Source organism: Leptolyngbya sp. CALU 1928 (genome assembly GCF_056784215.1).
The window spans coordinates 2271628-2283942 of record NZ_JBXBCE010000001.1; the positions used below are offsets into that span (position 1 = coordinate 2271628).

General features: G+C 49.1%; 11 protein-coding genes. 10 read left to right on the top strand and 1 reads right to left on the bottom strand.

Going from position 1 to position 12315, the window contains the following annotated elements; translation table 11 throughout:
• The first annotated feature begins 264 nt into the window (after window positions 1-264).
• The 9 genes from acpP to AC1S5B_RS10580 all read left to right on the top strand — a co-directional run bounded on the left by acpP (window position 265) and on the right by AC1S5B_RS10580 (window position 10522).
• Complete coding sequence (acpP, locus tag AC1S5B_RS10540) at window positions 265-516, top strand: acyl carrier protein (protein ID WP_482035632.1); 252 nt, start codon at window positions 265-267, stop codon at window positions 514-516.
• A 120-nt stretch (window positions 517-636) separates the two neighbouring features.
• The gene (gene fabF / locus AC1S5B_RS10545) at window positions 637-1890 is read left to right on the top strand and encodes a beta-ketoacyl-ACP synthase II (protein ID WP_482035633.1); all 1254 of its coding nucleotides are present in this window, start codon (window positions 637-639) and stop codon (window positions 1888-1890) included.
• Between the two features lie 210 nt (window positions 1891-2100).
• Window positions 2101-4119, top strand: coding sequence for a transketolase (gene tkt / locus AC1S5B_RS10550; protein ID WP_482035634.1), 2019 nt, complete (start codon window positions 2101-2103; stop codon window positions 4117-4119).
• A 219-nt stretch (window positions 4120-4338) separates the two neighbouring features.
• Window positions 4339-5517 (top strand): branched-chain amino acid ABC transporter permease, encoded by a 1179-nt coding sequence (locus AC1S5B_RS10555; protein ID WP_482035635.1) that lies wholly within the window; start codon window positions 4339-4341, stop codon window positions 5515-5517.
• Window positions 5507-6361, top strand: a complete 855-nt coding sequence (locus AC1S5B_RS10560; RefSeq protein ID WP_482035636.1) for an ABC transporter ATP-binding protein — start codon at window positions 5507-5509, stop codon at window positions 6359-6361. Before AC1S5B_RS10555 ends, AC1S5B_RS10560 begins: the two co-directional genes overlap by 11 nt.
• 362 nt (window positions 6362-6723) lie before the next feature.
• Window positions 6724-6978 carry a 30S ribosomal protein S16 gene (rpsP, locus tag AC1S5B_RS10565; RefSeq protein WP_482035637.1) on the top strand — a complete coding sequence of 85 codons (255 nt, stop codon included), beginning with the start codon at window positions 6724-6726 and terminating at the stop codon, window positions 6976-6978.
• A gap of 12 nt (window positions 6979-6990) precedes the next feature.
• Window positions 6991-7395, top strand: a complete 405-nt coding sequence (locus tag AC1S5B_RS10570; protein ID WP_482035638.1) for a KH domain-containing protein — start codon at window positions 6991-6993, stop codon at window positions 7393-7395.
• Between the two features lie 48 nt (window positions 7396-7443).
• Complete coding sequence (locus AC1S5B_RS10575; RefSeq protein ID WP_482035639.1) at window positions 7444-8400, top strand: PhoH family protein; 957 nt, start codon at window positions 7444-7446, stop codon at window positions 8398-8400.
• Window positions 8401-8641: 241 nt separating this feature from the next.
• On the top strand, window positions 8642-10522 hold the full coding sequence (locus tag AC1S5B_RS10580; protein WP_482035640.1) for a CHASE2 domain-containing protein: 1881 nt from the start codon (window positions 8642-8644) through the stop codon (window positions 10520-10522).
• 93 nt (window positions 10523-10615) lie between these two features.
• Here the strand turns inward: AC1S5B_RS10580 and AC1S5B_RS10585 are convergent, their stop codons facing one another.
• Window positions 10616-10783, bottom strand: a complete 168-nt coding sequence (locus AC1S5B_RS10585) for a hypothetical protein (RefSeq protein ID WP_482035641.1) — start codon at window positions 10781-10783, stop codon at window positions 10616-10618.
• 552 nt (window positions 10784-11335) lie between these two features.
• Between AC1S5B_RS10585 and AC1S5B_RS10590 the strand changes: the two genes are divergently transcribed.
• The gene (locus AC1S5B_RS10590) at window positions 11336-12313 is read left to right on the top strand and encodes a DUF1517 domain-containing protein (protein WP_482035642.1); all 978 of its coding nucleotides are present in this window, start codon (window positions 11336-11338) and stop codon (window positions 12311-12313) included.
• The last annotated feature ends 2 nt before the right edge of the window (window positions 12314-12315 follow it).

The following is a 12315-nucleotide window of genomic DNA, read 5'->3' on the forward strand; positions in this document are numbered from 1 at the left end:
GTTCTGATTAAGCCACAATGAGTCTGGATGTTCCTATCTTTGAATGTTGTGATCTGAAATCTACTAGATTCTTAGATTCTTGTCGGTCAAAATTAGAAAGCGTCCACTCTGCTTCAGAGCGATCGCGCTTTCAGCTTAAGATAGTGAAATGCCTAAACTAGATATATCTGGCAAAAAAGTGTCATCAACGCTTAAACCATTTATATCTGGACATTGTACACACTCCGGCATGAGTTTTTGTCAGTGCATTCAGCGAGGGAGTTTATGAGCGAAACCGAAATTTTCAATAAAGTTCAGAAGATTGTGGCTGACCAACTGGGAGTTGATGCCACTGAGGTGACTCCTCAAGCCAGCTTTGCCAACGACTTGGGAGCCGATTCCTTGGATACTGTTGAGCTAGTCATGGCATTAGAGGAAGAATTTGACATTGAAATCCCTGATGAAGCGGCTGAGGAAATCGCTACCGTACAATCGGCAGTGGACTATATCAGCAACAAAGCAACCGCATCTGCCTAACCAGACAGTAGGTAATGAGTTATGAGTCGCGAGTTTCCTGAAAAAATATTTCAGATCAAATATTGCTATTCATAACTCAAAACTTTTTCAGTTTGGGTTATTTATTTTTACGTTGAAATCATGACAAACGTTGTTCGTAAGCGTGTTGTCGTCACTGGGCTTGGCGCAATTACCCCCATCGGAAACACCGTGGGTGACTATTGGGACGGCTTGATGAGTGGACGCAACGGCATCGATTCCATTACCTTATTTGATGCCTCCCGACATGATTGCCGCATGGCTGGGGAAGTGAAAGGCTTTGATCCACTCGCCTACCTGGATCGTAAAGAAGCAAAGCGGATGGATCGCTTTGCCCAGTTTGGCGTATCTGCCAGTAAGCAGGCGATCGCGGATGCTGAGTTTGTGATTAATGACCTGAATGCTGAGCAAGTCGGCGTGTTGATTGGCACAGGCATTGGCGGCTTGAAAGTGCTGGAAGATCAGCAGGAAATTTACCTGACTAAGGGACCTGATCGCTGTAGCCCCTTTATGATTCCGATGATGATTGCCAACATGGCAGCGGGTTTGACCGCCATTCACACGGGTGCCAAAGGACCTAACTCTTGTTCGGTTACGGCGTGTGCGGCGGGTTCCAACGCGATCGGGGATGCCTTTCGCCTCGTTCAGCAAGGCTATGCCCAAGCCATGATCTGCGGCGGCACGGAAGCCGCAGTCACTCCTTTATCCGTTGCAGGATTCGCGGCTTGTAAGGCAATGTCTACTCGCAATGATGATCCCGCCCATGCCAGCCGCCCGTTTGATAAAGATCGGGATGGGTTTGTGCTGGGTGAAGGCTCCGGTATTTTGATCCTAGAAGAGTTAGACCATGCTCTAGCGCGCAACGCCAGAATTTATGCGGAGATTGTCGGCTATGGCATGACCTGCGATGCCTACCACATGACCTCTCCCGTGCCCGGTGGCGAAGGGGCTGCTCGTGCGATCGCCCTCTGTCTCAAAGATGGCAACCTCACTCCTGATCAGGTGAGCTACATTAATGCTCACGGCACCAGCACCCCTGCCAACGATTCCACAGAAACTGCCGCTATTAAGAAAGCATTAGGCGATTCGGCTCATCAGATTTCTGTGAGTTCAACAAAATCAATGACTGGGCACCTCTTGGGCGGATCGGGTGGCATTGAGGCGGTCGCAACCGTGATGGCAATCGTCAGCGATCGCGTTCCTCCTACTATCAACTTAGTCAACCCTGATCCAGATTGCGATTTAGATTATGTGCCCAACCACAGCCGAGAGCAGATTGTAAACGTGGCGTTGTCAAATTCTTTTGGGTTTGGGGGACATAACGTGACCCTTGCCTTCAAAAAGTATATTGCCTGAGAATAGATTGTTGAGTCATTAAAACCAGCGTTGCTGGCTGATTTGAGGAGTTGTTCAGTTAATACCAAAACTATTAGTTTTTCCAATAGGAATTATTGCCTACCGTCTCTAATAATGGGATGATGAGGCAAAGAAATTATCGGGTGGCTTGTCTTACCCAGCATCTTGTTTATCCCCGTCCTAACGCTAATTCATCACTGAGTAGGAATCATGGCTGTCGTAACTCAATCACTTGAAGAACTTTGCATTAATTCAATCCGTTTCTTGGCGGTAGATGCTGTTGAGAAAGCAAAATCGGGTCACCCTGGGCTACCCATGGGCGCGGCTCCAATGGCATTTGTGCTGTGGGATCAGTTCATGCGGTTTAATCCTAAGAACCCGCAGTGGTTTAACCGCGATCGCTTTGTCCTGTCGGCAGGTCATGGCTGCATGCTGCAATACGCCCTGATGTATTTGACTGGGTACGACAGCGTCACGATTGAGGACATCCAACAGTTCCGCCAATGGGGCTCTAAAACCCCTGGACATCCCGAAAACTTTGAAACTCCCGGTGTAGAAGTGACAACGGGTCCCTTGGGTCAAGGGATTGCGAACGCCGTGGGTCTGGCGATCGCCGAAGCCCATATCGCCGCCAAGTTCAACAAACCCGATGCCACCTTGGTTGACCACTACACCTATGTCATCTTGGGTGATGGCTGCAACATGGAAGGGATTTCTGGGGAAGCTTGCTCTTTGGCAGGGCACCTCGGTCTGGGTAAACTGATTGCGCTGTACGACGACAACCATATTTCGATCGACGGCTCCACCGACATTGCCTTCACCGAAGATGTTTCCAAACGCTTTGAAGCCTACGGCTGGCACGTGTTGCATGTGGAAGATGGCAATACCGATTTAGCTGCAATTGGCAAGGCGATCGCGGCGGCAAAAGCTGTCACCGACAAGCCAACGATGATTAAAGTCACCACCACGATCGGCTACGGCTCCCCCAATAAAGCAGGCACCGCCAGTGCTCATGGCTCAGTGTTTGGCGCTGATGAAATTAAGCTGACTCGCGACAAACTAGGGTGGACTTATGAACCCTTTGTCGTGCCTGAAGATGCATTGGCACATACCCGTAAAGCAGTTGAACGCGGTGCCAAACTGGAAGCGGAATGGGAAGCAACCCTAGCACAATACAAAACCAAGTTTCCTCAAGAAGCGGCTGAATTTGAGCGGTTGATCAGCGGCAAACTCCCCGATGGCTGGGACAAAGTGTTACCCACCTACACGCCTGAAGACAAAACCCTAGCGTCTCGCAAACATTCTGAAATCTGCTTGAACAAGCTCGCGCCTGTTCTGCCAGAACTCATAGGCGGCTCAGCAGATTTGACTCACTCCAATCTGACCGAACTAGATAACAGCGGCGAATTTCAAGCAGGACAGTACGAAAATCGTAACCTTCACTTTGGCGTGCGTGAACACGGCATGGGCGCAATTTGTAACGGCATTGCCCTACACAACTCTGGCTTAATTCCCTACGGTGCCACCTTCCTGATCTTTACCGATTACATGCGCTGCTCCATTCGGCTTTCGGCGTTGTCGCAGGCGGGTGTGATTTGGGTCATGACTCACGATTCTGTGGCGTTGGGTGAAGATGGTCCCACGCACCAGCCCGTTGAAACGATCGCGTCTCTCCGAGCAATTCCTCAACTGACCGTTTTACGTCCGGCTGATGGCACTGAGACTTCTGGAGCCTACAAAGTTGCAGTCTTGAACGCCAACCAAAATCGCCCCACCTTGTTGGCGCTGTCTCGTCAAGGGCTGCCAAACCTAGCTGGATCGTCGATCGACGGTGTGGCAAAGGGGGCTTACTCGGTGGTTGACTGCGATGGCACTCCCGACCTAATCCTGATTGGCACGGGTTCCGAAGTGAATCTTTGCGTCAAAGCAGCGGAACAACTTACTGGCGAAGGTCAGAAAGTCCGGGTTGTTTCCATGCCTTCTTGGGATCTGTTTGAAGCTCAGGATGCAGCATACAAGGAATCCATTTTGCCAAAAGCCGTGAAAAAGCGCGTGGCAGTGGAAGCTGGAATCACCATGGGTTGGCATAAGTATGTGGGCGATCAAGGTGCAGTCATTGGCATCGATTCCTTTGGCGCGTCGGCTCCCGGTGGCGTGTGCATGGAGAAATTTGGCTTCACGTTAGAAAATGTGCTGGCAACGGCAAAAGCAGTCTTGGCAGCAATCTAAGGCAGCTTATTGCAAGCATTATCACTAGGGGCGTACAATACGCCCCTTTTTTATGTATTCCCATGCCGTGCCCTATCCTTTTTTCAGGTTGAGTTTTGACTAGGCTCAACGCATCTTTCGCGATCGCCCGTTTGATTCCCCCTCGCCATTCGTCATTCGTCATTCACCCTCCCTTAACCTGATACGATACGATTCAACTAATCATTTCCCAAACCCTGTATGGTTGGCTATCTCGTTACACTGATTATTTCTACCTCAATTTATGCGCTATTTAGTCTGGGTCTAAACCTGCAATGGGGCTATACGGGGCTGCTCAATTTTGGGCATGTTGCCTTTATGACCGTGGGAGCTTACACCACTGTAATGCTGAGCCTGAATGGAGTATCGTTGCTACTTGCAACGTTGATCGGTGGCGCACTGGCAGCCCTACTAGGATTAATCCTGGGAACTACTACGTTACGCCTGCGGGAAGATTATCTATCCATTGTCACTATTGGCGCATCAGAGGTGATTCGGCTGATTGCCTTGAATGAAGAATGGTTAACTCGTGGTGCTCTGGGCGTTGCCAATTTTCCGCTGCCCCTGGGCAACCTGACTCAACCTACGATGGGCAGTAAGATTGCCATGATCGCCCTATGGACAGGCATTTTTGCGCTAAGTGGTCGGCATCTGTGGAACTGGACGCGGCGCGTTGATGGGTCAGGGCTAGCGCGATTCTCCATAGGAGAGTCTACGCCAACGCCTAGCCAATCTCCAAAACCTACCCAGTCTCCAAAACTCCTATTAGGGCTAGCATCCGGCGTTTTAGGATTGTTTATCTATGGCATTGGCATAAGTGCTTTATATGACTATTCCTATAAGGCAGGGCTAATGTTGGTATTGGTGACGGTGCTGGCGTTGACCTATTGGCGACTGGAAGTTTCTGTGAAATCACCGTGGGGACGGGTGCTTAAATCAATTCGAGAAGATGAAGAGGTGGCAAGAGCGTTAGGGAAAAACGTGTTTTGGTATAAGCTGCAATCTCTCATGTTGGGTGGGGCGATCGCTGGGATTGCCGGAGCCTTCTACGCCTGGAACCTGACCTTTATCAACCCTGATGGCTTCATTCCTTTAATCACCTTTCAAGCCTGGATTATCGTCGTCTTGGGGGGAGCCGGAAACAACGCCGGGACAATTTTGGGAGCGATCATTTACTGGGCGTATTACTCGGCAACCCGCTTCTTGCCAGAGTTTTTACAAGCGCTCCATTCTGTGATCCCCATTATTCCCGCCAGCATTGACGATGCCCGTTTAGGTGCTTTTAGAATTATGGTAATCGGCTTGCTGCTGATTATTCTGATGATGGTACGTCCTCAGGGCATTTTAGGTAAAAAGGAGGAGCTTACCCTTGGTCGATGAACCCATTAATTTTCCTCAAATTTCCATAGGTGATCCTGCTGGAGACCCTCTAGTCTTACAAACCGCGATCGCCCCGCCTATGGAACTGCCTTTACTAGCAGCCAGTGGACTTGTCAAAAATTTTGGTGGCACCTGCTGCGCGGTCGATCGCGCCCAAATTGAAGTGTGCAAGGGCAGCATCACCGGGTTGGTGGGACCAAACGGCGCTGGAAAGACTACCCTATTCAATCTGCTATCCAATGTGATTCGTCCCGATCACGGGCGAGTGCTATTCGATGGCGAACCGATTGATCACCTCCAACCGCATATCATTGCGCGAATGGGTATGATTCGCACCTTTCAAGTGGCTCGTGTCCTGTCTCGGCTCTCGGTGTTAGACAATTTGCTACTAGCGGCCCAAAAGCAAACCGGGGAGAAATTTTGGAATACCTGGTTTCAGCAAAACCAGATTGCCCAAGAAGAAAAGGCACAACGCCAGAAAGCGATTGAAATTTTAGACTCAATTGGATTGGCGCATATGACCAATGAATATGCTGGGGCACTGTCAGGCGGACAGCGAAAACTCTTGGAAATAGGACGGGCGTTAATGGCTGATCCGAAGCTGATTTTGCTGGATGAACCGGCGGCAGGTGTAAACCCAACGTTGATCAACCAAATTTGCGATCGCATCCAGGGTTGGAACCGCGACGGTATGACCTTTTTGATCATTGAACACAATATGGATGTGATTATGTCCTTATGCGATCGCGTGTGGGTGTTAGCAGAAGGGCGTAACTTGGCAGATGGCACCCCGGCAGAAATTCAATCCAACCCGGAAGTGCTAGAAGCCTATCTAGGTCATTAGCTTTAAACTGCACCCCTGCCATCCCAAAACTACAGTCCACAAATTTCTTTCTTAGGCAGCACGACAAACTGAGCTAGATCAAAATCTGAGCGGTCATCCGTTGAGCCATTATTTAGACCTTCCTATCAGACATCTGAATTTCTCTTGTCTCAAGTTAGGCTAAGTGATCGCGCTTTTTTCTCTAGTTTGGGACAATCTGATGGAGTTGAACAGCGTGACCCTCCTGTTTTTCTTGAACTCAAACGCTGATAAAATCCTGGCTGTGATATGATCGATAATCTGTGATTGTGTGCGGTGCCTTTCGTGCGCCGAGAAAAATCGCCTAGACTCCATTACTCATACTCACTAAAGCAAAAATTAGCATGATCAAACTGCGCCTAAAACGGTTTGGAAAAAAGGGGGAAGCTAGCTTTCGGATTGTGGCGATGAATAGCGCCACTCGCCGTGATGGTAGACCCTTAGAAGAACTAGGCTTCTACAACCCTAGAACCGATGAAGTTAAATTGGATGTGCCTGGAATTGTCAAGCGATTGAAACAAGGGGCACAACCCACTGACACAGTCCGTGATATTTTGCGAAGAGCTAATGTGTTTGATCAACTCAAAGCTGAGATTTAAAGCTTAAACTTCATGCCTCAACCCATTGCAGTGAATCCTTCTACAGCAGCGCCTCCAGATTATGAAAGCTTGATCCGCTTTTTGGTTCAGCCTTTTTTGGAGTCGCCTGATGCATTGCGGCTAGATTGTGAAACCTCCCCCAGTAAAACAAGGGTTTGGGTTCGGCTTGCGTTTGAAGTCGCTGACAAAGGGCGAGTATTTGGTCGGGGTGGGCGCAATATTCAGGCAATTCGCACTGTACTTTCTGCGATCGCTCAGTTAGCGGGGCAGTCTATCCATCTAGACATCTACGGTAGCCCATCATCTACGTCGGTTGATGAGCCTGAGGGAGAAAGAACTCCCAGTGCCCCTCGCCGTGTTTTGCCTAGCCCCAAACGGGTTGCACCCCGCAGCCAAGATATGCAGGTTGATGAATGAACATGTTAGGATTCGCTCTGAACCCTTTAAAGTAGCCAACCCGACTGCATGGCAGAGGCATTGAAGATTGAGTTACCCAGTGTTGTTAGTGCGATCGCCTTAGCAGGCAATCGAGAAGAAAACTTAAAGTTAATTGCTCGCCAAACAGGGGCAAAGTTGGTTTTGCGGGGGCAAGAGCTTTCAATCTCTGGCACCAATGAACAAGTCTTATTGAGCCAACGCTTGATTCAGTCGTTAGAGCAGTATTGGGGGCAAGAAAAACCTATTTCTAGCGCCGATATTCTAACAGCGCAGCAAGCGATCGAAACTCAGCAGCAAGATGAACTGCAAGACCTCCAAAAAGATATTCTTGCGAGGACTCGTCGTGGATATGACATTCGCGCCAAAACTTTTCGGCAGCGGCAATATATTCAAGCGGTTCGCACCCACGACCTCACATTTTGCATCGGTCCGGCTGGGACTGGAAAAACTTTTCTGGCGGCAGTTTTGGGCGTTCAAGCCTTACTCAACAACGAATTTGAACGGCTAATTTTGACTCGTCCCGCTGTGGAAGCAGGAGAAAAGCTAGGATTCCTTCCGGGCGATTTGCAGCAAAAAATTGATCCCTATCTGCGCCCACTGTACGACGCACTATACGAATTCATTGATCCTGAAAAAATTCCTGGTTTAATGGAACGCGGCGTGATTGAAGTGGCACCGATCGCCTATATGCGAGGGCGTACTCTGAATAATGCGTTTGTGATTTTGGATGAAGCCCAAAACACGACTCCTGCCCAAATGAAAATGGTTGTGACTCGGTTAGGATTCCGCTCTCGAATGGTGGTGACGGGCGACATCACCCAAACCGACTTGCCGCATCACCAAGCATCTGGGTTGGCGATCGCTGAAAAAGTGCTGCACTCCGTTGAAGGAATCGCCTTTTGTACTCTAACCAAAGCGGATGTCGTGCGCCATCCTCTAGTGCAGCGGATTGTGGCAGCCTATGAACAGCACGAAACACCCTAAAATTTAGGATGATCACTGGCGGTGATTATCCTAAATTTTCTCTATAGTCAAATAAAGGTAGAACTGTAAAGTCGCTGTCATCAATTTGTGCTGACTATAATTGCCACATCGTTAAGTTACTGATTACCTAACTGAATCGGGCTGAGTCAGTCCAAAGAGGATTTCCTTGATCGTCTGGTTTCGTCAATTTTTTTCACGGTGGTGCAAATTATCCCCGCTAAGTACGGCTCCTGAACTAAGAGTGCTAGTCCTTGCTGGAATTAGCGTCACTGGCTTAGTGCTGGGAACTCGGCAGCTAGGGTACTTAGAACCCTTCGAGTTAGCTGTTTATGATGCAATGGTGCGGATGCGACCCGATGCGCCAACCGATGCGCGGTTGTTGATTGTTGCCATTACAGAAGCCGATATTCAAACGCAGAAGCGATGGCCACTGCCCGATCGCGTTTATGCAGCAGCGCTCAATCAACTTCAACAGCACCAACCACGAGCGATCGGGCTAGATATTCTCCGCGATATTCCCGTAGAACCCGGACAGGCTGCCTTAACCAAGCAACTACGCCGCTCCAATGTGATTGCTATTAAATCGTTGGGAAACACCCCAGAAGAAGCAATTCCTGCACCGCTTCCAGTACCCGCTGACCGACTTGGTTTTAGCGACTTGATTACCGATACCGATGGCGTTATCAGGCGCAATCTTATGTTTGTCTCAGAGGGGTTTGTCTCAGAGGGTGTGGTAGAGTCTGCCTCTTTTTCGACCCGGCTGGCAATGCACTATCTGAATCAGTCGGGCGATCGCCTGCCCAACGGAAACTGGGTGTTAGGAAAGGCAACTTTTTCACCCTTGAAATCCAATTCGGGCGGCTACCAACGGATTGATGCCGGCGGCGAACAGATTTTACTGAACTATCGCTCGGCTCAGTATCCCTCGGAAGTCGTCACCTTAAATCAGGTTTTGCAAAATCAGGTTAATCCGGCGCTGATCAAAGACCGCGTTGTCTTGATTGGAGCCGTGGCTCCGAGTGCCAAAGATTTGTTTTTCACGCCTTTTAGCCCTGCCAAAACCGCAAATCCTAAAATGTCGGGAGTGGTGATTCATGCTCACATGCTCAGCCAAACGCTAACGGCGGCAATAGAAGGGCGATCGCTATTTTGGTTTTGGTCTGAACCGATTGAAATCCTGTGGATTGTAAGCTGGGCGATCGCGGGTGGATTGCTTGCCGGGTGGATTCATCGCCCGGTTATCCTAGCGCTGGCAGGCACTGGGCTGCTGCTGCTTTTGATAGGGGTCGGCTATGGTTTCTTTTTACATCACGCCTGGATTCCGATTGCTGCTCCCGCGATCGCCGCGATCGCCGTTGGCAGTTTTACGATCGTTCATCAAATGCAACATGCGCGTCAGCAGCAACAAATAGTGATGAAGCTATTGGGGCAGCAAACCTCCCCTGAGATTGCCTCAGCTTTGTGGAACTCTCGTGATCGCCTACTTCAGTCGGGCATGTTAGCGGGGCAAACTCTCACGGTTACCATTCTGTTTATTGATATTCGCAACTTTAGCGGCGTTTCAGAGCAACATCCTCCAGAAGTGATGATGGGCTGGCTGAACGAATATATGAGTAGCATGACTCAAGCCGTCCATCATCACCACGGCGTTGTCAACAAATTTATGGGAGATGGTCTGATGGCGGTGTTTGGGGTGCCTGTGCCCCGTTTAACGAGCGCTGAAATTGCCGAGGATGCGAGGCATACGGTAGGCTGCGCGATCGAAATGGGCGATCGCCTACAAACACTGAATCAAGACTGGCAGCAAAGAGGCTTACCCGTCGTGCAAATGCGGGCTGGGATCTACACGGGAACCGTAATGGCTGGCAGCTTAGGCGGAAGAAATCGCTTGGAGTATGCGGTAATTGGGGATAGCGTTAACATTGCTGCGCGCTTAGAAGCCTGTCAAAAAGACAAGCAACTTGATCAGTGTCGAATTTTAATTGCCCGTGAAACCCTAAACCATCTACAAGAGCAGTTTCGGGTGCAAGCTTGGGGACATCTCCAACTGCGGGGTAGACAAAGCCTGGTTGAGGTCTTTCAAGTGTTGGGCTATGCCGATTTACCCAATCAACCTAGTTAGCTCGATAAACCACAACCAAAGCTCTATCGCGATCGCCTAGCTATGGAAGATCCCAACAGCAACGAACAGGTAGCAGTTTAGGCGCTAGTCAAACTAACCTAAACCTAGCCATGCTAGTAACCCTTGACCACTGGCATACTCGATCGCCAGCATTAAAGCAAAGCCAATCATGGCAGCACGACCATTTAGGCGTTCAGCATATTCATTAAAACCAAACTTAGGTTCGCCAACTTTAGGCGTTACGGAGGGCTGTTGAGTCATATCAGTGAACCTTGTTAGTAGTTGGAAAAAACGTCAAACAGAAAAGTAAAAAAAGAACAGAATCGCTCTGTTACATTTCTTTACTGCAAAACCATTGTAAGGAGAAACTAAGTTTCGTCAAGGCTGCATCCCTTAATTAGGTCTGTCTTTTGCTAGACGTTTTTCTTGCTTTTTTCTGAGAATATTAAGACTGAAATCCTAGATTTTGAAAACTGCCTCACTTTCCCATGGCACACAGCAAAAAGTAGGAGAGATACGATGCCCTTAGGGCTTTAGAACAGGAGAACCGCCTATCAAGCTACGGAAATCCCCCAGTTTTTATCCTGTTTTTGCCCATAAAGACGGTAGAAAAGGCTGTAAATTAGTAGATGAGAGTAATTTATAACTCTTAATAAAGGGCGAATAAACTTTTAACTTAGGGCGTTAGCATAGTCAATCGAAAGAGGTTGCCTGAGGTGCTTATATGGTGGACATACAGAAACGCTAAGGCGAATAGTTTCCAATCCTCCTTACCATCATTTCACATTAAACAAAGTCTAGTAGATGTCAGTTATGCAAAAGAAGCTCATTTCCTATATCAAACCGCTGTTAAAGCCATTCATTCTCCTGATTTTAGTGCTGGGTTTATCCCTAGGGCAGGCAAATGATGCTTTCGCAGTATCGCGGGGCGGCGGACGAATCGGCGGCGGGTCATTTCGGGCACCCATGCCTAGCCGTACCTATACGTCTCCTCGCAGCTATTCACCTTCTATGGGCGGCGGTGGCGGCTACTATCCAGGGGGTGGTTTTGGCTTTCCCTTCATTGCTCCGACTTTCTTCCTTGGCGGCGGCGGCAGCCTAGTGACGATTCTGGTTTTCTTTGCGATCGCCAGTTTTCTAGTTCAAACCTTTCGTCGCAGTCAAGGAGAGGGTTCTGAGTATGATGCCATTGAAAACCCAACGGTTAGTGTTGCTCGGTTGCAGGTTGGATTGTTGGCAAACGCTCGTGAACTTCAAGCTGACTTAGATAAATTGGCAGCCAGTGCTAACACTGGTTCAACCGCAGGGCTTGCTCAGGTGTTGCAAGAAACTACTTTGGCACTGCTTCGCCATCCAGAATATTGGACTCATGCGAATTCCACTGTGCAGCAATCGCGGTTAGCAAGCGCAGAAGCAGAATTTAATCGGCTTGCCTTAAACGAGCGCAGCAAGTTTAGCCGTGAAACCCTTTCAAACGTCAATAACCAGTTACAACAAGTGTCTCTTGACACACTGTTGGCAGCTGGCGATGACGGTGGAGCTTTGGCAACCCAAGAGTTGAAAGATCCGGGTGAATTTATTGTGGTGACGCTGGTGGTTGGCGCTCAGGGTAAATTGCAACTGCCTGCTGTCAACAATACTGAAGATTTGCGTCAGGCTTTAGGCACCTTGGGCGGCGTTGCCAGCGATCGCCTGCTGGCGTTAGAAGTTCTTTGGACTCCTCAAGCAGAAGGAGATGTATTAACCCGCGATGATTTGCTGGTTGAGTATCCATCCCTGACGTTAGTCTAATC

Excerpts from the sequence above, each read along its gene's own strand:
- AC1S5B_RS10575 (WP_482035639.1), top strand. The coding sequence starts at position 7,444 with ATGGCAGAGGCATTGAAGATTGAGTTACCCAGTGTTGTTAGTGCGATC.
- rpsP (WP_482035637.1), top strand. The coding sequence starts at position 6,724 with ATGATCAAACTGCGCCTAAAACGGTTTGGAAAAAAGGGGGAAGCTAGC.
- fabF (WP_482035633.1), top strand. The coding sequence starts at position 637 with ATGACAAACGTTGTTCGTAAGCGTGTTGTCGTCACTGGGCTTGGCGCA.
- AC1S5B_RS10590 (WP_482035642.1), top strand. The coding sequence starts at position 11,336 with ATGCAAAAGAAGCTCATTTCCTATATCAAACCGCTGTTAAAGCCATTC.
- AC1S5B_RS10555 (WP_482035635.1), top strand. The coding sequence starts at position 4,339 with ATGGTTGGCTATCTCGTTACACTGATTATTTCTACCTCAATTTATGCG.
- acpP (WP_482035632.1), top strand. The coding sequence starts at position 265 with ATGAGCGAAACCGAAATTTTCAATAAAGTTCAGAAGATTGTGGCTGAC.
- tkt (WP_482035634.1), top strand. The coding sequence starts at position 2,101 with ATGGCTGTCGTAACTCAATCACTTGAAGAACTTTGCATTAATTCAATC.
- AC1S5B_RS10585 (WP_482035641.1), bottom strand. The coding sequence starts at position 10,783 with ATGACTCAACAGCCCTCCGTAACGCCTAAAGTTGGCGAACCTAAGTTT.
- AC1S5B_RS10570 (WP_482035638.1), top strand. The coding sequence starts at position 6,991 with ATGCCTCAACCCATTGCAGTGAATCCTTCTACAGCAGCGCCTCCAGAT.